Source organism: Actinoplanes missouriensis 431, assembly GCF_000284295.1.
Classification (GTDB): Bacteria; Actinomycetota; Actinomycetes; order Mycobacteriales; family Micromonosporaceae; genus Actinoplanes; species Actinoplanes missouriensis.
This window is the reverse complement of sequence record NC_017093.1, coordinates 7,887,876-7,907,353: the sequence shown is the minus strand read 5'-3', so window position 1 is coordinate 7,907,353 and position 19,478 is coordinate 7,887,876. Positions and strand designations below refer to the sequence as shown.

Genomic DNA, 19,478 nt, shown 5'->3' with positions numbered 1-19,478 from the left:
CCGGGCGGGCGCTCACCCGGCCGGGCGGGCGCGCGGGGGACACCGCCATGCCCGCAGGCGCCGGCGTGCGTGTCGGCGGGTAAGAGCGACTGCCCGAGATCGATTCTGCGGGGCGGAGGCTCCGAGGCGGCCTATGAAGGCGGGGACGGCGCGGGGAACGGCTCTGCGGGCCGCTCAGCGTCCCCGCGAGCTAGTCCGATCAGGGTCACGGCGACCGCGTTCGCCGGTAAACGGATTAGTTCACTCTGGGTTACCGGTGGTCCGCGCAAGGTAACAGCGAAAGAGTGATCGGGTCACTCCAATGCGGAGTGTGCCGAGTCGGCGACGCAAAGCGCCTCGATCCGAATTTCGAGATCATTTCAGGGCTTGCGCTAAACGTACGGTGATCGCAATTGCGCACTGTGGAATGGAAGCGAAGCGTGAGCGGCTGGAAACAGCAAGACGCCCCGGTGCCGTCAGGCCCGGGGCGTAAATGCTGTGCGGGGGATTGAATCAGGCGGTAGGAGCGCCGACCCGAAGGCCACCACGACGCTTCACGGCGCGCCGTTCGTCTTCGCTCATCCCGCCCCAGACGCCGGCGTCCTGACCGGACTCGAGCGCCCACGAGAGGCACGACTCGGTCACCGGGCACCGCCGGCACACGGCCTTGGCCTGCTCGACCTGCAGGAGCGCCGGGCCGGACGTCCCGATCGGGAAGAACAGCTCAGGGTCCTCGTCGCGGCAGATCGCATCGTGACGCCAGTCCATGGCGGCAAACTCCTTGTTTCGGATGGGGTAATGAAAACAGTGCTGTTTACCTATATGCGTGCGCAGTGGTGGCGACGGGTTGTACCCGTGTGATCACCAGTGCGTCAGCAAGCTTTTGGTGTTTGGTAGCTGTTCCGCGCTTCTGGATTAGGAACGCGTACAAGCAGCAACCGGTTACTTCTTATCGCTTGTGAATGCTTTCACGAACTCTCGCGATGTCAAGGGTAGCGCTGGAAGTTTCTCCCGGCGGGTGAGCTGGCTCACGCACCCTTATGTCCGGTTCCGCCGTTCCTGCGCGGGCCGGTTGACGAACGCTCCCATCAATGTAGTACGGTCCTGCCCACTTCGCCGACCTTTTGACCGTGTTTCTGTAACGGATCGTGAGCACCTTCCGGTTTCACGTACCCCACTGTCAGCAGATCACACGCAGCGCCGAGGGGACGGACACGAAGTGCACCTTCTGTCGTTCCCCTAAGTAGTCGCCGTCCAGCTGGAATGCCTGGGGCCGGGACGCCACCACGGTGAACTCGGCGATGTCATGCAGCCGTAATACTTGTTTACCTCGTAGATCACCGGATCGCCACGCGAGTTGTGTCACGGTCCGGGCCGTCCCCGGAATATTCAGGCGGCGCAGTGCCAGCACGTCGAGCCCGAGATCGAACGAGGCGCCGGGGTTGAGATCGACGGCCTTCTCGCCGACGTAGGTCCAGGGCGCGGTGTTCTGCACGATCACGGTGCTCAGTCCGGCCGTCGGCTCCTCGCCGGGCTGTTCCAGCGAGAGCGGCGGGTCCTTACGGTCCATGCCGGTGAGGAACTGGCCGGCCATCGAGCGGACGTACAACCCCGGTGTGGACGTGCGGCCGCGGAGACGGGCCTGCTCGACGCCGCGAATCGTCGCGGCGTCCCACCCGAGACCGGCCGTGAAGGTGAAGTAGCGATCATCCGCTCGACCGAGATTGATCACGCGGTGCCGTCCGTCGCGGATGCCGGCGATGATCACGCCGGTGCCGTCCACCCAGTCCCGTGGCATGCCGAGCGCGCGGGCGAAGACGTTGGTGGAGCCGCCGGGGACCACCGCGAGGGCCGGCAGCCGGAACGCGAGCGGGCCGGGCAGCCCGGCGAGCGCGGTCGATGCGGTGAGCAGGCCGTTGACCGCCTCGTTCACCGTGCCGTCGCCACCCAGCGTGACGACCAGGTCGACGCCGCTCTCGGCTGCCTCCCGGGCCAGCCGGGTGGCGTGGCCGCGCCGTTCGGTATACCGCACGGTCAGATCCACCGCGCTGCGCAGCGCCCGCACCAGCACGTCGCGGCTGCGCTCACTGGTCGTGGTCGCCCGGGGGTTGACCACCAGCAACGCTCGCATGGGCGGCACTGTACCCGCCGGAACGGCTCCGGGCTGTCGGTATGGTGCACGAGTGACCGGTGAGAAACCTGTGATGGATCGTGCGGGGACCCTCGACTGGGGGGTGCGGCTGCTGTATCTCGAGGCGGCGGGACTCGCTGTGCTCACCGCGTACCTCATCGTCCTTGATCTGACCAGCGGTGAGATCGAGGTGGCGGTGGCCGCCTCGCTCACCGTGATGGCCGCCCTGGCCGCGTTCGTGGTCTTCCTGGTGGCCCGGGCGCTGGGCCGCCGGGCGGTGCGCGCCCGCGGACCGGCCGTCGTGGTGCAGCTCTTCCTGCTGGCGACCGGTGGATTCCTGGTGCAGATCGGGATGACCTGGCAGGGCGCGGGGATGCTGCTGCTGGCGGCGGTGACCGCGGCGCTGATCCTGGTTCCACCGAGTAGTCGAGCGTTGGGCGTCGATTAGCGGGTCTCCAGCGGCGGATCAGGGCCTAACCTGGACAGGTGACCGGCTCAACGGTGCGCCCGCCCGCCTACCAACAACTCGCGGACGATTTGCGAGCAGATATCACTTCGGGACGCCTGCAACCCGGTGAGCGACTGCCACCGGAGCCCGAGCTGTGCGTCAAGATCGGCGTCAGCCGGAGCACGGTGCGGGAGGCTCTGCGGCTGCTCGCCAGCCAGCATCTGATCGTCACGACCCGTGGGGTCACCGGTGGCAGCTTCGTGGCGCATCCCGATGCCGAGCAGCTCGCGGACGGGCTCTCCACCGGGTTCGCGCTGCTCACGCACTCGGCCAGCGTCGGTCTCGCCGACATGCTGGAGCTGCGGCGCTCGCTCGAGGTGCCGATCGCCGGCCTGGCCGCGGTCCGCCGCACCGACGTGCATCTGGCCGAGCTGCGCGGGGCGCTCTTCGATCCGACGATCGACGACTTCGACACCATGATGGCGGCGCACGCGGTGTTCCATCGGGCGATGGCGAAAGCTACCGCGAATCCGCTGTTCGAGCTCGTGGGAAGCCCGCTCTACCAGGCTTCGTACGGCGAGGAGGTGACAGGTGTGCTGCCCGAGGGTTACTGGATGCGCATCGACGCCGACCACCGGCGAATGCTGGAGCGTCTCGTCGCGCGCGACGCCGAGTCAGCGACCCGGCTGGCGGCCGAGCACCTGGATTACATAGCGGAGGCAGTCCGCTGAAAAGCCCGGCCGGTTAGAACTCGGTGCGCCTGGTGAGCAGGCGGATCGTCGCGTACCGCCCGTTCGCCTCGGCCTCGGCCGACGTGGTGAGGGCGGTCAGCACCTTCCACGCGAACGACGACTCGGAGGGCAGCCGCGCGCCGCGCACCGTGGCGACGGTGACCTCGACGGTCAGGGCGTCGTCGGTGACCGCGAACCGGCACTCCAGCTCGGCGTCGCGGGTGGCGATCGCGAGCAGCATGGCGCACGCCTCGTCGACGGCGATGCGCAGGTCCTCGATCTCGTCGAGGGCGAAGTGCAGCCGCGCCGCGAGACCCGCGGTGGCCGTGCGGAGGACGCCGAGGTATCCGCCGTCGGCGGGAACGGTCAGTAGTACGACGTCGTCGCCGACGTCCGGCTCTGTCTGCATCAGCTGAGTCACCCCGGGCCCCTCCTCCTGATGGAGGAGACTCTAGCCGCTCACTCTGGGTAAGGGCAGGCCCGGCGGCCGAATGATCGGCTGCCGGGCCCGGAGCAGCCCTCAGGCCTGCTTGGTCTCCCAGAAGATCTTGGAGATCTCCTCGATCTTTCCAAGCAGCTGCTCGGCGACCGACGGGTCGACCGAGCCCTTGGCGCCGGCGGCGCCGGCCAGCTTGGTGGCCTCGTTGAAGAGCTGGTGCAGGTTCGGGTACTTCTCGAAGTGCGGCGCCTTGAAGTAGTCGGTCCAGAGCACCCACAGGTGGTGCTTGACCAGCTCGGCGCGCTGCTCCTTGATCAGGATGGCCCGGGTGCGGAACTCCGGGTCGGTGTTCGCCTGGTACTTCTCGGCGATCGCCTTGATCGACTCGGCCTCGATCCGGGCCTGGGCCGGGTCGTAGACCCCGCAGGGCAGGTCACAGTGCGCGCTGACCACGGTGCGCGGCGTGAGGAAACGCGGAAGTCGCATCAGGACTCCTCCATAGAGTTTGCGATGATCCGTGGTTGACACTACCCCTTACGCCGGTAGGCGAACGCGACGGAGGCTTCCTGCCTTGGCATGGCAATTACCACTGTTCGCAGCGCTGGTGCAGGGCCCGTCCATGGTCCCCACGCTGAGGTCCGGCGACGCCGTGCTGGTCCGCCGGGGTGGCCGGATCCGTCCCGGTGACGTGGTGGTGGCCGGTTTCCGGTCCCGGCCCGGCCTGCTGGTGGTCAAGCGCGCGATCCGCGAGCAGGACGGCGGATGGTGGCTCGAGGGCGACAATCAGCTAGTCATCGACGACTCGCGGGCGTATGGGGTTGCCGATGTCCTCGGGCGTGTGACATTTCGGTACTGGCCCAGGCCAGGGCCGATAAAGTAGTGTTTTGTAATCCCCAGCGCACACCCGCGCTGCGGACGCTTTCTCGGGTGATCCCCGCATCGCACCGTCCCCTGGCGCATACTCGCGTCCAGCAGTGGTCAGGTGCCACGTATCAACGCCGATGCCGTGTGGAGTTCACCGTGTCTTTCTTCAGTTTCGAGCTCGATCCTGCCCTTGCCGCCGATCCGGTCTTCGACCTGCACCGCCAGGGCAAGATGACGATGAGCGCGACGGTCCCGCTGTCCAGTCGCGACGATCTGTCCCTCGCCTACACGCCCGGCGTCGCCCGCGTCTGTGAGGCGATCGCCGAGGACGAGTCGCTCTACGCCGACTACACCTGGACCGCCAACACCGTCGCCGTGGTCACCGACGGTTCCGCCGTCCTGGGCCTCGGCAACATCGGCCCCAAGGCCGCGATGCCCGTCATGGAGGGCAAGTCCGTCCTGTTCAAGCAGTTCGGCGGGGTCGACTCGATCCCGATCTGCCTGGACACCCAGGACGTCGAGGGAATCATCGCCGCGGTCAAGGCGATGGCGCCGTCGTTCGGCGGGATCAACCTGGAGGACATCAGCGCGCCGCGCTGCTTCGAGATCGAGGAGCGGCTCGACGCCGAGCTCGACATCCCGGTCTTCCACGACGACCAGCACGGCACCGCGGTCGTCACGCTCGCCGCGCTGCGCAACGCCGCGAAGCTGCTCGGGCGTCGCTTCGCCGACCTGCGCGTGGTCGTCAGCGGTGCGGGCGCGGCCGGTGTCGCGATCACCAACACGCTGATCGCCGCCGGCGTCCAGGGCGCCAACATGATCGTCTGCGACTCGCGCGGCATCATCCACGCCGACCGCGCGAACCTGGGCCCGTTCAAGGAGCGGATCGCCGCGACCACGAACATCTCCGGGCGGACCGGCGGGATCACCGAGGCGCTGATCGGCGCCGACGTGCTGATCGGCGTCTCCGGTGGCGCGATCGAGGAGTCGGCGCTGGCCGGCATGGCGCCCGGCGCGATCATCTTCGCGCTGGCCAACCCCACGCCGGAGGTTCCGCCGGCGCTCGCGCACCGATACGCGTCGATCGTCGCGACCGGCCGCAGCGACTTCCCCAACCAGATCAACAACGTGCTGGCCTTCCCGGGCATCTTCCGCGGCACGCTCGACGTCCGGGCCACCACGATCACCGAGCGGATGAAGGTCGCGGCCGCCGACGCGATCGCCGCGATCGTCGCCGACGACCTGCGTCCCGAGGCGATCGTGCCGTCCCCGCTGGACCCGCGGGTCGGTCCGGCCGTCGCCGCGGCGGTCGCGGCGGCGGCGATCGAGGACGGCGTGGCGCGCCGGGCCGCCGTTCCGGCGCCGGCTTCCGTCGTGGCCGAGGTCCGGCAGACCGCCTGACGGGTACGGGTAACGACGCCGCCCCGGCTCTCGGGGGCGGCGTCGTCGCCTTATCTGACGTTAAGGTCACGACATGCGCGCTGCCTACGCCTCCGCCCTGCACCCGGACCAGCCCCTCCGCGGCCTGACCGTCGGTGACCTGCCCGCATCGCCCGCACCCGACGGCTGGGTGACGGTCGAGGTCCGGGCCTCCTCGCTCAACCACCACGACCTCTGGTCGCTGCGCGGCGTCGGCCTGCCGCCCGACCGGCTCCCGATGATCCTCGGCTGTGACGCGGCCGGCGTCGACCCGGACGGCAACGAGGTCGTCGTCTACCCGGTGGTCGAGGACAGGGCCGACCCCCGCGGCTTCTCGCTCTTCTCCGAGCGCCACCCCGGCACGATCGCCGAACGGCTCGCGGCGCCCCGGGAGAACCTCATCCCGAAACCGGCCGGAGTGTCCTTCGCGGACGCGGCCTGCCTGCCGACGGCCTGGCTCACGGCGTACCACATGCTGGTGACCCGCGGCCGGATCGCCGAGGCCGAGTCCGTGCTGGTGCAGGGGGCCGGCGGCGGCGTCGCCACCGCGGCCGTCGCGCTCGGTGTCGCGCTCGGCAAGCGGGTCTACGCGACCAGTCGTGAGCAGGGGAAACGGGAGCGGATCGCCGAGCTGGGCGCGACCGCGGTGGAACCCGGCGCCCGTCTTCCGGAGCGCGTCGGCGTGGTGATCGAGTCGGTCGGAGCGCCGACGTTCGACCACTCGATGAAGTGCGCGGCGCCGGGCGCCCGGATCGTGGTGTGCGGCGCGACCGCCGGGCACCGGGCCGAGATCGACCTGCGCCGGGTGTTCGCCATGCAGCTGGAGATCCTGGGCAGCAGCATGGGCACGCCCGACGAACTCGCCGCCCTGCTGCGGATGATCGAGGAGGGAACGGTTCGCCCGGTGATCGACACGACGTTCGGGTTCGGCGAGGTCGAGCGGGCGTTCGAGCGGCTGGCGTCCGGCGACGTCTTCGGCAAGGTGGTTATTGATCATCTCGCCTGATCAGGTGGCCTTTTCGCCATTCTTGACCGGTTTGGCTAGGGTCGGCGCATGTCTGACAACAGCGTCGACCCCAGCGGCAACACCGAGGCGTTCCGGGCGTTCACCCGGACCGGGCCGGACTCCGGGCCGCCCTCCAAGCTCCCGTTCGTGATCGGCGGCGCCGTTGCCGCCGTCGTGCTGATCGCCCTAGTCCTCTGGCTGGCCCTCTGAGCGCACGGCTCGCAGGGCCTCCGAGGCGATCTCCAGCTCCTCCTCGGTCGGCACCACGCACACCGTGACCGGTGAGCCGTCCGGGGAGATGATCAGTTCGTTGCGTGCGTTGCGGTCCGGGTCCACCGCGATGCCGAGAGCCTCCAGCCCGGCAAGCGCGTGGTCCCGGACCTCCGGCGAGTGCTCGCCCACGCCGGCGGTGAAGGTGATCGCGTCCACCCGGCCCAGCACGGCCAGGTACGCCCCGACGTACTCCCGGATCCGCCGGCAGTAGAGGTCCAGCGCCAGCGTGGCGTCCGGGTCCCCGGCCTCCCGGCGCTCCAGGACCGTCCGCATGTCGTTGTGCCCGGAGACGCCGAGCAGCCCGGACCGGCGGGTCAGTGCGTCCTCGATCTCGTCCATCGACAGCCCGGCCACCCGGTGCAGGTGGAAGATCAGGCTCGGGTCGATGTCCCCGGAGCGGGTGCCCATGACCAGCCCCGGCAGCGGCGTCATCCCCATCGAGGTCGCCACGCTCCGGCCGCCGCGGACCGCCGTCGCGCTCGCCCCGTTGCCCAGGTGCAGGGTGATCACGTTGGTCTCCCCGACCGGCTTGCCGATCAGCCGGGCCGTCTCCCGGGACACGTAGGCGTGCGAGGTGCCGTGGAATCCGTACCGTCGCAGTCCCCACTGCTTCGCCAGCGCGGAGTCGATCGCCCAGAGTGCGCCCTCGGGCGGGATCGTCGCGTGGAACGCGGTGTCGAAGACGGCCACCTGCGGCACGTCCGGCAGGAGCTTGCGCGCCACCCGCAGCCCGGTCAGCGCGCCCGGGTTGTGCAGCGGGGCGAGCGGGATCAGATCCTCGATCGCGGCGAGCACCTCGTCGGTCACCACCGTGGACGCGGTGAACCGCTCCCCGCCGTGCACCACCCGGTGACCGACCGCGGTCAGCCCGCCGAGGTCGAGGCGGTCCATCAGGTTCCGCAGCGCCTCGTCGTGGTCGGCGGCGTCGCCGTCAGCCTCGCCGATCCGCTGGATCAGCCCCTTGGTGAGCACCTCGTCACCCTCGTAGAGCCGGTAGCGCACCGACGAGGAGCCGCAGTTGAGCACGAGTACCCGGGTCATTTCGCTCCCGCCTGGATCGCCGTGATGGCGACCGTGTTCACGATGTCCTTGACCGTCGCGCCGCGGGACAGGTCGTTGACCGGCGCGCGCAGGCCCTGCATGACCGGGCCGACCGCCACCGCGTTCGCCGACCGCTGCACCGCCTTGTACGTGTTGTTGCCCGTGTTCAGGTCGGGGAACACGAACACCGTCGCCTTGCCCGCGACCGCGCTGCCGGGGAGTTTCGCGGCGGCCACGGCCGGGTCGATCGCCGCGTCGTACTGGATCGGGCCCTCGACCGGCAGGTCCGGCCGCCGCTCGCGGACCAGCGCGGTGGCCGCCACGACCTTGTCCACGTCCGCGCCGGAGCCCGAGCTGCCGGTCGAGTACGACAGCATCGCGACCCGGGGCTCGAGGCCGAACGCGGCGGCGGTCTGCGCCGAGGAGAGCGCGATGTCGGCGAGCTGGGCGGCGTCCGGGTCGGGGTTGACCGCGCAGTCGCCGTAGACCAGCACCCGGTCGGCGAGCAGCATGAAGAACACGCTGGACGCCACCGACAGCCCCGGAACTGTCTTGATGATCTCGAAGGCCGGCCGAATCGTGGCCGCCGTCGTGTGGTTCGCGCCGGACACCATGCCGTCGGCGCGCCCGGCGGCGACCATCAGGGTGCCGAAGTAGTTCACGTCGCGGACCACGTCGTACGCCAGGTCCATCGTGACGCCGCGGTGTTTGCGCAGCTCGGCGTAGCGGGCCGCGAAGTCTTCGCGCCAGGCGCTGGCCGCCGGGTCCACCAGCTGCGCCCCGCCGATCTCCACGCCGATCTCCCGGGCCCGCCGGGTGATCTCGGCCGGGTCGCCGAGCAGGGTGAGGTCGGCGACGTCGCGCCGCAGCAGCGTCTCGGCGGCCCGCAGGATCCGTTCCTCGGTGCCCTCCGGCAGCACCAGGTGCCGGCGGTCGGCCCGGGCCCGGTCGATCAGGTCGTTCTCGAACATCAGCGGGGTGACCCGGCTGGACCGGGCCACGTCGAGCATGGAGGCCAGCTCGTCGGTGTCCACGTGCTTCTCGAAGACGCCGAGCGCCGCCTCGATCTTGCGCGGGGTGCTCAGCTCGGCCTTGATCCGGCCGGCCGCGGCGATGGTGTGGTAGCTGTCGGCCTTGGAGATCAGGATGGCCAGGCCGGTGTTGAGGCGTTCGATCACCTCGACGGCGTGCCGGTCCGGCGGCTCACCGAGGGTCAGCACGAGGCCGGCCAGGGTGACCGTGCCGGCCGCGTGCGCGGCGCTCGCGGCCACCAGCAGGTCGGCCCGGTCGCCGGGGGTGATCAGCAGCGCGCCCTCGGTGAGGTGCTGCAGGACGGTGGGGACCTGGGCGGCGCCGACCACGTAGTCCAGCACGTCCCGGTCGAGGGCGCCGGGCGTACCCGTGAAGATCGTGGCGTCCAGGGCGGCGGCCACCTCGCCCACCGTGGGTGCGGCGATCGCCGCGACCTCCGGCATCGCCCAGAACGGGACCGGCAGGCCGGTCACCGCCGGATCCGGGAAAGGCACCCGGTTGGCGATCACGGCGAGGACCGTCGCGCCGAGATCCACCAGGGAGTGGTACGCGCTGCGGGCCGCCGCCGCGAGCGACTCCGGGGTACGCCCCTCGCCGCTGACCACCGGGACCACGACGCTGCCGAACTCGGTCGCCAGCCGGGCGTTGAAGGCCAGCTCCCGGGGCAGCTCGTCGCGGCCCTCCTCGATCTTGTCGGTGAAGTCGCTCCCGACGATCACCACAGCCGTGCTGCGGCGCTCCACCTCCCGGTAGCGCTCCACGATCCGGCCGATCAGCTCCTCGCGCCGGCCGTCGGCGACCAGCGCCGTCGCCTCGGCGAGGGTGACGCCGAACGACTCCTCGTAGGGCACCGGCCCGGGATAGCGGTCCTGGAGGACGGAGAGAACGGAATCTCGCCCGGCGCCCGCGACAAGCGGCCGGAAGACCGCCACCTTCGCCACTCGCCGGGACAGCAGCTCGACGATGCCGAGCGCCACGGTTCCTTTTCCGACGCCGGGGCCCAAACCCGCGACGTAAACGCTGCGTGCCACGGGATTCAACCTACCGGCCTGATCAGCCTCCGGCCGGGCCGAAAGTCCCGTTCCGCCTGTGAGATCTACTCGTCTTCGTCCTCGTCGTCACGGGCCAGCCAGGTGGCGAACCGCTCGATCGGAGTCTCGAACTCCGGGTTCATGTCGACGAAGGTACGCAGCTGCTCGCCGATCCACTCCAGGGTCACGGTCTCTTCGCCGCGCCGTTCGACGAGCTCCTCGATGCCACGATCGGTGAAGTACATGAGCGGATAGTAAGCGGGGCCGCGCAGGAATCCCTGCGCGGCCCCGCCTTTTCAGCTCGTCACGGACGAGGTCAGCTCGTCACGGGTACGGTCAGCTCGTCACGGGCACGGTCCGCTCGTCACGGACGCGGCAGCGACGCCTCGATCAGCGCGGCCTGCTCGGCGTCGTGCATCTTGGCCGAGCCCACCGCCGGGGCGGCGGCGGCCGGGCGGGAGATCCGGCGGAGCCGGACGCCCTCCAGGTGCTCGAGCAGGTTGAGCGCCACGAACGACCAGGCGCCCTGGTTCGCCGGCTCCTCCTGGACCCAGGCGAAGTCCTCGGCGTTCGGGTACTGCGCGAGCAGCGACCGCAGCTCCTCGACGGGCAGCGGGTAGATCTGCTCCATCCGGATGATCGCGGTGTCGGTGTTGCCGCGGTCCGCCCGCGCCTGCGCCAGGTCGTAGTAGACCTTGCCGGAGCAGAGCAGGACCCGCTTCACCGCGTTCGCGTCGAGCGGCGTGCCGTTGATCCCGGCGTCGCCGATCACCGGCTGGAAGGTGCCCTCGGTGAACTCGCTCACCGACGAGACGGCTGCCTTGTGACGCAGCAGCGATTTCGGCGAGAAGACCACCAGCGGCTTGCGCTTGCTGCTCAGGGCCTGGCGGCGCAGCAGGTGGAAGTAGTTCGCCGGGGTGGTCGGGTTCGCCACGCGCATGTTGTCCTGCGCGCAGAGCTGCAGGAAGCGCTCGGGACGGCCGGACGAGTGGTCCGGGCCCTGACCCTCCATGCCGTGCGGGAGCAGCAGCACCAGCGACGACTGCTGGCCCCACTTCACCTCGCCGGAGGAGAGGAACTCGTCCACGATCGACTGCGCGCCGTTGACGAAGTCGCCGAACTGGGCCTCCCAGAGGACCAGCGCGTCCGGGTTCTCCACCGAGTACCCGTACTCGAAGCCCATCGCGGCGTACTCGCTGAGCAGCGAGTCGTGCACGAAGAACCGGGCGTTGCCGGTGGCCAGCGTGGAGATCGGCAGGAAGTCCTTGCCGGTCTTCGCGTCGACGATCGCGGCGTGCCGGGAGGTGAAGGTGCCGCGCCGCGAGTCCTGACCGGCGAGGCGGACCGTGACGCCCTGGTGCAGCAGCGAGCCGAACGCGATCAGCTCACCGAAGCCCCAGTCGATGCCGCCGTCGGTGGACATCTTGGCGCGCCGGTCCAGCAGCTGCTGGACCCGCTTGTGCGGGGTGAAGCCCTCGGGCAGCTCGACGTGCGCCTGGCCGACCGCGCGCACCACGCCCGGGTCGACGGCGGTCTCGGTCACCGGCTCCGGCTCCTCCGCGAGCACCCGCGGCCGCGGCGGGGTGCCGGCCGCGTCCCGGGTCGCCTTGAAGACGCCCTCGAGCTTGCCCTGGTAGTCGCGCAGCTGCTCCTCGGCCTCCTGCACGGTGATGTCGCCGCGGCCGATCAGCTCCTCGGTGTAGAGCTTCCGGACGCTGCGCTTGGTGTCGATGATCTGGTACATCCGCGGGTTGGTCATCGACGGGTCGTCGCCCTCGTTGTGACCGCGGCGGCGGTAGCAGATCATGTCGATCACGACGTCCTTGTTGAACGTCTGCCGGTACTCGAAGGCCAGCTTCGCGACCCGGACCACGGCCTCGGGGTCGTCGCCGTTCACGTGGAAGATCGGCGCCTGGATCATCCGGGCCACGTCGGTCGAGTACATCGACGAGCGGCTGTACTCCGGGGCGGTGGTGAAACCGACCTGGTTGTTCACGATGACGTGCACCGTGCCACCGGTCCGGTAACCGCGCAGCTGGGACAGGTTCAGCGTCTCGGCGACCACGCCCTGACCGGCGAACGCGGCGTCGCCGTGCACCAGCACCGGCAGCACGGTGTAACCGTGCAGGCCCAGGTCGAGGCGGTCCTGCTTGGCCCGGACGATGCCCTCGAGCACCGGGTCCACGGCCTCCAGGTGCGACGGGTTGGCGACCACGCTGACCGTGGTGGAGTGCTCGCCGTCCGGCGTCGTGTACTTGCCGGTCTGACCGAGGTGGTACTTGACGTCACCGGAGCCGTGCGCCGACCGCGGGTCCATCTGACCCTCGAACTCGTTGAAGATCTTCTCGTACGGCTTGCCGACGATGTTGGTCAGCACGTTCAGCCGGCCGCGGTGGGCCATGCCGATGACCATCTCGTCGAGACCGGCCTCGGCCGACGACTGCAGGACCGCGTCGAGCAGCGGGATCAGCGACTCGCCGCCCTCCAGCGAGAACCGCTTCTGACCGACGTACTTGGTCTGCAGGAAGGTCTCGAACGCCTCGCCGGCGTTGAGCCGGTGCAGGATGTGCTTCTGCTCCTCGGCGTCCGGCTTGGTGTACTTGACCTCGATGCGCTCCTGGACCCAGCGGCGCTCCTCCGGGTCCTGGATGTGCATGTACTCGATGCCGACCCGGCGGCAGTAGCTGTCCCGCAGCACGCCGAGGACGTCGCGCAGCTTCATCTTCTGCTTGCCGGCGAAGCCACCGACCGGGAACGTCCGGTCCAGGTCCCACAGGGTCAGGCCGTGCTGCAGCACGTCCAGGTCGGGGTGCTTGCGGATGGTGAACTCGAGCGGGTCGGTGTCGGCCATCAGGTGACCGCGCACCCGGTACGCGTGGATCAGCTCGACCACCCGGGCGGCCTTGTCGATCTGCCCCTCGGAGGTCCGGGCCACGTCGCGCACCCAGCGGACCGGCTCGTACGGGATCCGCAGCGACGTGAAGATCTCGTCGTAGAAGCCGTGGTTGCCGAGCAGCAGCTCGTGCATCACCTTGAGGAACTCGCCGGACTGCGCACCCTGGATGACCCGGTGGTCGTAGGTGCTGGTCAGCGTGGTGACCTTGCTGACGCCGAGCTCGGTGAGCATCTCGTCGCTCATCCCGGCGTACGGCGCGGGGTACTCCATCGCGCCGACACCGATGATCGCGCTCTGGCCGTTCATCAGGCGCGGGATGGAGTGGACGGTGCCGATGCCGCCGGGGTTGGTCAGCGAGATCGTGGTGCCGGAGTAGTCCTCCATGGTCAGCTCGTTGCGGCGGGCGCGCCGGACCACGTCCTCGTACGCCTGCCAGAACTGCCGGAAGTCCATCGCCTCGCAGCCCTTGATGGACGGCACGACGAGGGTGCGCGAGCCGTCCTTCTTCGCCAGGTCGATCGCGATGCCCAGGTTGATGTGCGGCGGCTGGACCAGGTTGGGCTTGCCGTCGATCTCGGCGAAGGAGTTGTTCATCTCCGGGTGCTCGACGACCGCGCGGATCAGCGCCCAGCCGATCAGGTGGGTGAAGCTGACCTTGCCACCGCGACCGCGGGAGAGGTGGTTGTTGATCACGATGCGGTTGTCGACCATCAGCTTGGCCGGGACCGCGCGCACCGAGGTGGCGGTCGGGACCTCGAGCGAGGCCGACATGTTCTGCACGATCTTGGAGGCGACACCGCGCAGCGGGGTGGTCTTCGCCTCGCCGGTCGCCGCGGCGTTGGCCGACGGCTTCGGCGCGGCCTTCTCGGCCGGGGCGGGCTTCGACTTGGGTTCCGCCTTCGGCGCGGCGGCCGGGGTCACCGGTTTCGGCGGGGCGACCGTGGCCGCGGCGGGCGCGTCAGTGCCGGCTTTCGCGGCGGTCGCGGTGGCGTTGGCCGCCGTGGCCTCGTCCGGAGTCGCGATCGAACCCGATGCCATCGCCGGCTTGTAGTCGGCGAAGAAGTCGTGCCAGGCAGGGTCGACACTGGTCGGGTCGGCCAGGTATCGCTGGTACATCTCATCGACGATCCACTCGTTGGGACCGAAGTCCGCGAGTGGATTGTCCTGCGAAGTCTGCTGCGTCGACACTGCCGCGTTCGCCTCTTTCACCGTGTTTGTCATCACGTGACTGCTCCGTCACGCAGGACGGGTAGGATTCCTCGTCAAGGCTACGCCGTGTATGAGCGCCCTCCATCCGGACGTCCACTCTGTGACCAATCGCCTTGTCAGGTTGCCTGGTGGCGCGGAATGTGAGCACCGTCTCCACGGCGCGGACCTCATCGTCAGCCGACGGCGATCCAGGTGGCGCGCGCGGCGGCCAGCCGGCGCCCGTCCGGTCCGTGCACGGCGGATTCCACGGTCGCCTTCCGGCCGGAGATCCCGGTGGCGGCGCCGACCACCACGCACTCGGCTCCCGGCTCCGGCAGAGCGTCGATCGCCGCGGTGATCCGCCCGAGGACGTAAGGCCGGCCGCCCGCGATCGCGGCCCAGCCGCCGGGGCAGTCCAGCGCCGCCCACACGGCCGGCGCGGTCACCTCGTCCGGGACCGTCCACGGCGCGGCGGTCCGCCCGTCCGGCAGCACCCCCGGAAAGATCCGCAGGCCGTCCGGGTGGTCCGGGCCGCAGACGAAACAGCCAGGGAACGGGTGCCGGGTGAAGCCGGGGAAGCCTTTCGCGGCGGTCACCGCCTCGGCGTGCGGCACCGGCGCGACGCCGACGTCCGGGAAGGAGCCGGCGGACTCCACCGAGGCGACGAGCGTGCCGCCGGCCCAGACCCCGTCGTCGCGCAGGTCGAGCTCGACCTCCAGCGGCGGCGGCACCCGCAGCGTCACCTGTGCCCGCGGCACGCCCGCGGCCTGCGCGAAGACACCCGCGCACCAGCCGCCGTTGCCGGTTCCGGGAGGTCCGTTGTATCGAGCCGGGATCAGCATCCACCGACCCTATCGATCAGCCGTCGCACACGTCGTTCATCAACCGGTCACGCATCGCCACCTGAGCCGACACGCCATCGGCAGCTGTCACCCTTACACAGATCTCATGGCAGTTCTGATGACGGCCGCCGCACCCACCGGGACCAGCGGCTACACGCTCCTCATCGCGGACGACGCGAGCCTCGTCGAGGCCGCGCAGCGACTGCGTCACGACGTCTTCGCCGGCGAGCTCGGCGCCACACTGACCGGGTCGGCCGGTCTCGACAGCGACGAGTTCGACGCGTACTGCGACCACCTGATCGTCCGGGACGACTCGACCGGCGAGGTGGTGGGCACGTACCGGATGCTCCCGCCGCGCGCCGCCGAGCTGGCCGGCCGCCGGTACGCGGACTCCGAGTTCGACCTGAGCGCCCTGCGCCCGCTGCGTGACCACCTGGTCGAGATCGGCCGGTCCTGCGTGCACCCGGACCACCGCTCCGGGGCCGTGGTCAACCTGATGTGGGCCGGTATCGCCCGGTACCTGCACCTCAACAACCTGCGCTGGCTGGGCGGCTGCGCCTCGGTGCCGCTCGGCGACGGTGGCGTGACCGCGGCCGGCGTCCGGGAGCGGATCAACGGCAAGCACCTCTCCCCGCCGGCGCTGCGGGTGAAGCCGCGCCGGCCGTGGACCCCGGCCGAGGGCGTCGCCGGCGACCCCAAGGTGGCGGTTCCGGCGCTGCTCCGCGGATATCTGCGGCTGGGCAGCTGGGTCTGCGGCGAGCCGGCCTACGACCCGGCCTTCGACTGCGCCGACTTCTACGTGCTCTTCTCGATGGATCGCCTGGACCCGCGGTACCGGCGGCACTTCCTGGGCGCGACACGATGACCGGCCCCGCCACGATGACCGGCCCCGCCACGATGACCGGCCCCGCCACGATGACCGGCCCCGCCACGATGACCAGCCCGGCCACGATGACCAGCCCGGCCACGATGACCAGCCCTGCCACGATGACCAGCCCTGCCACGACCTGGCAGCCTGCTTCGGGGTGTGGCGACGACTGCCGTCCCGGTGACGCGTCGCCGTCCACTCCGGTCACCGTCGCGCTGCGGGTGGCCGGGCTGATCGCCGTACTCCTGATGGGTCTGCTGCCGGCGGCGCTGCTGCGGGGCGGCGCGCTGCGGACCCTGCCCCGCGCGATCCTCGCGGTCCTCGGTGTCCGCCTGGTCTGGCGCGGTCCGGCGCCGCGCCCCGGCAGCCTGCTGGTCGCCAACCACGTCTCCTGGCTGGACGTCGTCGCGCTGCACGCGGTCGTCCCGGTGCGGCTGGTCGCGAAGCACGACGTGCGGCAATGGCCGGCGATCGGCGCGACGGCGGGCCGCAGCGGCGCCATCTTCATCGACCGGACCCGGCCGAAATCGCTGCCGCGGACGGTGGGCGAGGTGGCTGCCGCGCTGCGCGCCGGGCGGTCGGTCGCGGTCTTTCCCGAGGGTACGACGTACTGTGGCGCCGAGAGCGGCCCGTTCCGCCCCGCTCTGTTCCAGGCGGCGATCGACGCCGGCGCGCCGGTGGCCCCGATCTCGATCAGCTACGACTCGACCGAGGCGGCGTTCGTCGGCGCCGACACGCTCTGGGCCTCGGTGCTGCGGGTGGCCCGGGTCCGGCGGCTGACCGTCACGCTGGTGGCCGCTCCCGCGCTGCGTCCGGAGAGCGGTGCCGGGCGGGGCGCGCTGGCCCGTGCCGCGCAGGCCAGCCTGGGCGGACGGGCCTATCGCCTGGCAGCGTGACTCTCTCACAGATAATTTTCAGCAACTGTGCAGCGGAGCCGCAGCGGGCGGAGAAAGAATGGCGCCATGGCCGCCCAGACCCAGCCCAAGCAGAGCGAGGCGAAACTGCTCGTCGTCGAGGACGATGCGAACATCCTCGAGCTGCTCTCCGCCAGCCTGCGCTTCGCCGGGTTCGACGTCACCACCGCGACCAGTGGCAGTGCGGCCGTCAGCGCCGCGCGCACCTCCGCGCCTGATCTCGTCGTGCTCGACGTCATGCTTCCCGACCTCGACGGTTTCGAGGTCATCCGCCTGATGCGGGAGGGTGGGCAGCGCACCCCGGTGGTCTTCCTGACCGCCCGCGACGGCACCGACGACAAGATCCGCGGGCTCACGCTCGGCGGCGACGACTACGTCACCAAGCCGTTCAGCCTGGAGGAGCTCACCGCCCGGATCCGGGCGGTGCTGCGCCGCACCACGGCCGGCGAGGAGCAGCCGTCCCGGCTCGTCTTCGCCGACCTGGAGCTGGACGAGGAGACGCACGAGGTCTACCGGGCGGGCAGCCGGGTGCAGCTCTCGCCGACCGAGTTCAAGCTGCTGCGCTACCTGATGCTCAACGCCAACCGGGTGCTCTCCAAGGCGCAGATCCTGGACCACGTCTGGAAATACGACTTCCGCGGCGACGACAACATCGTCGAGTCCTACATCTCGTACCTGCGTCGCAAGGTGGACAACGTGCAGCCGCGACTGATCCACACCCTGCGCGGCGTGGGTTACGTGCTGCGCAAGCCCGCCGTCTAGGCGCGGGCATGAAGCTCGCCGAGCGGGTGCGGGGCGCGATCCCGCTGCACCCGAACCTGCGCAAGATCTCGTTGCGCACCAAGCTGGTCGCCTCGGTGCTGGTGCTGGTCTTCGCGGCGCTCACGCTGATCAGCGCCACGAGCACCTACGCGCTGAACACGTACCTGATCAGCCGGATGGACGACGAGCTCAAGCGGTTCGCGCTGGCCCGGCTCAAGGCCGGCGGCTCGGACACCATCCGGATCGTGCTGCCGTCGGACTACCTGACCACCACCACGTCGGTGAGCGGGGTGGGCCGCACGCGCATCCTGGTCGGCGGGGACTACACCGACAACCAGCTCCCGGAGATCCTGACCGGCGTCGACGAGATCAACAAGCACGACGGGACGCCGTACACGACGAGGTCGGTCGACGGCACGCTGGCCTGGCGGATGCTCGTGGTCCGGACCGACAACGACTCGGCGCTCTACGTCGGTCAGCGCATGTCCGGGGTGGACACGGTGATCGCCTGGCTGGTCTGGGTCGACTTCCTGGTCGGCGGCGCGGTGCTGGTGGCGCTCGCCGCGATCGGCGCGGCGCTGGTCCGGCAGACGCTGATCCCGCTGGTGCAGATCGAGCGGACGGCCGCGGCGATCGGCGCCGGCGACCTGACCCGCCGGGTCCCCGATCCGGAGGAGAACGACGGCGAGCCCACCACCGAGCTGGGCCGGCTGTCCCGCGCGCTGAACGCGATGCTCGCCCAGATCGAGGCGGCGTTCCAGGCCCGCGCGCAGTCCGAGCAGGCGGCCCTCGCGGCCGAGCAGTCGGCGCGCGAGGCGGCTCAGGCGGCCCAGGGTTCCGAGGCGCGGGCGCTGGAGTCCGAGCAGAAGATGCGGCAGTTCGTCGCGGACGCCTCGCACGAGTTGCGCACGCCGCTCACCACGATCCGCGGTTTCGCCGAGCTGTACCGCCAGGGCGCGGTCTCCGATCCGGACGCGGTGGCCCGGCTGGTCCGGCGGATCGAGGACGAGGCGGCCCGGATGGGCCTGCTCGTGGAGGACCTGCTGCTGCTGGCCCGGCTGGACCGGGAGCGGCCGCTCACGCTCGCCCCGGTGGAGCTGCCGGTGCTCGCGCTGGACGCGGTGCAGGCCGCCGAGGCGACCGCGCCGGACCGCGAGATCACCCTCGAGGTGCGCGACGAGCCGGAGCGGCTCGTGGCGTACGGGGACGACGCCCGCCTGCGCCAGGTGATCGGTAACTTGATGACGAACGCGCTGGTGCACACGCCGGCGGACGCGACCGTGACGCTGCGGTTGCACGCCGGCGCGGGCGACACCGCGGTGGTCGAGGTGGCGGACACCGGCCCGGGTCTCGGACCCGAGCAGATGGAACGGGTTTTCGAGCGGTTCTACCGGGCAGACGAAGCACGGACGCGCAACACCACCCGGGAGGCGACCGGCACCGGGCTCGGCCTCGCGATCGTGGCGGCGATCGTCCGCGCGCACCAAGGTTCCGTGGAGGTTCTGTCCGAGGACGGCAAGGGAGCGACGTTCCGCGTCACTTTGCCGACCATAAATCCGGATAAAACCTTCACAGAAAACGTCCAGGAGTAACACAGTTCGGTACGAGTACGAC

19 protein-coding genes are annotated in these 19,478 nt (G+C 70.3%); 10 read left to right on the top strand and 9 right to left on the bottom strand.

Features of this window, described 5'->3' with window-relative positions; genetic code table 11:
• Positions 1 to 492: 492 nt before the first annotated feature.
• Both AMIS_RS35975 and AMIS_RS35970 read right to left on the bottom strand, forming a co-directional pair.
• Entirely contained in the window at positions 493 to 747 is a 255-nt protein-coding gene (locus AMIS_RS35975) for a WhiB family transcriptional regulator (protein WP_014447395.1), read from the bottom strand.
• 412 nt (positions 748 to 1,159) lie between these two features.
• On the bottom strand, positions 1,160 to 2,110 hold the full coding sequence (locus AMIS_RS35970) for a diacylglycerol/lipid kinase family protein (RefSeq protein WP_014447394.1): 951 nt from the start codon (positions 2,108 to 2,110) through the stop codon (positions 1,160 to 1,162).
• A 73-nt stretch (positions 2,111 to 2,183) separates the two neighbouring features.
• On the opposite strand from AMIS_RS35970, the gene AMIS_RS35965 reads away from it, so the two are divergent.
• Positions 2,184 to 2,558 (top strand): hypothetical protein, encoded by a 375-nt coding sequence (locus tag AMIS_RS35965; protein ID WP_014447393.1) that lies wholly within the window; start codon positions 2,184 to 2,186, stop codon positions 2,556 to 2,558.
• Between the two features lie 38 nt (positions 2,559 to 2,596).
• On the top strand, positions 2,597 to 3,289 hold the full coding sequence (locus AMIS_RS35960; RefSeq protein WP_014447392.1) for a FadR/GntR family transcriptional regulator: 693 nt from the start codon (positions 2,597 to 2,599) through the stop codon (positions 3,287 to 3,289).
• Positions 3,290 to 3,302: 13 nt separating this feature from the next.
• Here AMIS_RS35960 and AMIS_RS35955 read toward each other — a convergent pair whose 3' ends face one another.
• Positions 3,303 to 3,698 carry an ATP-binding protein gene (locus tag AMIS_RS35955; RefSeq protein WP_083888854.1) on the bottom strand — a complete coding sequence of 132 codons (396 nt, stop codon included), beginning with the start codon at positions 3,696 to 3,698 and terminating at the stop codon, positions 3,303 to 3,305.
• A gap of 111 nt (positions 3,699 to 3,809) precedes the next feature.
• Positions 3,810 to 4,214 (bottom strand): superoxide dismutase, Ni, encoded by a 405-nt coding sequence (gene sodN, locus AMIS_RS35950; RefSeq protein WP_014447390.1) that lies wholly within the window; start codon positions 4,212 to 4,214, stop codon positions 3,810 to 3,812.
• 85 nt (positions 4,215 to 4,299) lie between these two features.
• Here sodN and AMIS_RS35945 point away from each other — a divergent pair, with 85 nt between their 5' ends.
• The 4 genes from AMIS_RS35945 (at position 4,300) to AMIS_RS43535 (ending at position 7,227) form a co-directional block, all read left to right on the top strand.
• Entirely contained in the window at positions 4,300 to 4,608 is a 309-nt protein-coding gene (locus tag AMIS_RS35945; RefSeq protein WP_014447389.1) for a S26 family signal peptidase, read from the top strand.
• Between the two features lie 215 nt (positions 4,609 to 4,823).
• Complete coding sequence (locus AMIS_RS35940; RefSeq protein ID WP_231859434.1) at positions 4,824 to 5,993, top strand: NAD(P)-dependent malic enzyme; 1,170 nt, start codon at positions 4,824 to 4,826, stop codon at positions 5,991 to 5,993.
• Between the two features lie 73 nt (positions 5,994 to 6,066).
• Positions 6,067 to 7,017: a zinc-binding dehydrogenase gene (locus AMIS_RS35935; RefSeq protein ID WP_014447387.1), complete on the top strand. Its 951-nt coding sequence runs from the start codon at positions 6,067 to 6,069 to the stop codon at positions 7,015 to 7,017.
• Positions 7,018 to 7,065: 48 nt separating this feature from the next.
• Positions 7,066 to 7,227, top strand: a complete 162-nt coding sequence (locus AMIS_RS43535; protein ID WP_014447386.1) for a hypothetical protein — start codon at positions 7,066 to 7,068, stop codon at positions 7,225 to 7,227.
• On the opposite strand, the gene AMIS_RS35930 is transcribed toward AMIS_RS43535, so the two are convergent.
• From AMIS_RS35930 to AMIS_RS35910, 5 genes are all read right to left on the bottom strand, one after another.
• The gene (locus tag AMIS_RS35930) at positions 7,204 to 8,331 is read right to left on the bottom strand and encodes an acetate/propionate family kinase (protein WP_014447385.1); all 1,128 of its coding nucleotides are present in this window, start codon (positions 8,329 to 8,331) and stop codon (positions 7,204 to 7,206) included. The two genes, AMIS_RS43535 and AMIS_RS35930, sit on opposite strands and share 24 nt — an antisense overlap.
• Positions 8,328 to 10,403, bottom strand: coding sequence for a phosphate acetyltransferase (pta, locus tag AMIS_RS35925; protein WP_172666643.1), 2,076 nt, complete (start codon positions 10,401 to 10,403; stop codon positions 8,328 to 8,330). The genes AMIS_RS35930 and pta overlap by 4 nt, the downstream gene beginning before the upstream one ends.
• A 56-nt stretch (positions 10,404 to 10,459) precedes the next feature.
• Complete coding sequence (locus tag AMIS_RS35920) at positions 10,460 to 10,639, bottom strand: DUF6104 family protein (protein ID WP_014447383.1); 180 nt, start codon at positions 10,637 to 10,639, stop codon at positions 10,460 to 10,462.
• Positions 10,640 to 10,758: 119 nt separating this feature from the next.
• Complete coding sequence (locus AMIS_RS35915) at positions 10,759 to 14,478, bottom strand: multifunctional oxoglutarate decarboxylase/oxoglutarate dehydrogenase thiamine pyrophosphate-binding subunit/dihydrolipoyllysine-residue succinyltransferase subunit (RefSeq protein ID WP_041830276.1); 3,720 nt, start codon at positions 14,476 to 14,478, stop codon at positions 10,759 to 10,761.
• Positions 14,479 to 14,672: 194 nt separating this feature from the next.
• Positions 14,673 to 15,320, bottom strand: coding sequence for a hypothetical protein (locus AMIS_RS35910; RefSeq protein WP_014447381.1), 648 nt, complete (start codon positions 15,318 to 15,320; stop codon positions 14,673 to 14,675).
• 106 nt (positions 15,321 to 15,426) lie between these two features.
• Here AMIS_RS35910 and AMIS_RS35905 point away from each other — a divergent pair, with 106 nt between their 5' ends.
• From AMIS_RS35905 to AMIS_RS35890, 4 genes are all read left to right on the top strand, one after another.
• Positions 15,427 to 16,185, top strand: a complete 759-nt coding sequence (locus AMIS_RS35905) for a GNAT family N-acetyltransferase (RefSeq protein ID WP_014447380.1) — start codon at positions 15,427 to 15,429, stop codon at positions 16,183 to 16,185.
• Positions 16,182 to 17,084: a lysophospholipid acyltransferase family protein gene (locus AMIS_RS35900; RefSeq protein WP_014447379.1), complete on the top strand. Its 903-nt coding sequence runs from the start codon at positions 16,182 to 16,184 to the stop codon at positions 17,082 to 17,084. The genes AMIS_RS35905 and AMIS_RS35900 overlap by 4 nt, the downstream gene beginning before the upstream one ends.
• Before the next feature lie 66 nt (positions 17,085 to 17,150).
• Positions 17,151 to 17,864, top strand: a complete 714-nt coding sequence (locus tag AMIS_RS35895) for a response regulator transcription factor (protein ID WP_014447378.1) — start codon at positions 17,151 to 17,153, stop codon at positions 17,862 to 17,864.
• Between the two features lie 8 nt (positions 17,865 to 17,872).
• Positions 17,873 to 19,456: a sensor histidine kinase gene (locus AMIS_RS35890; RefSeq protein WP_014447377.1), complete on the top strand. Its 1,584-nt coding sequence runs from the start codon at positions 17,873 to 17,875 to the stop codon at positions 19,454 to 19,456.
• The last annotated feature ends 22 nt before the right edge of the window (positions 19,457 to 19,478 follow it).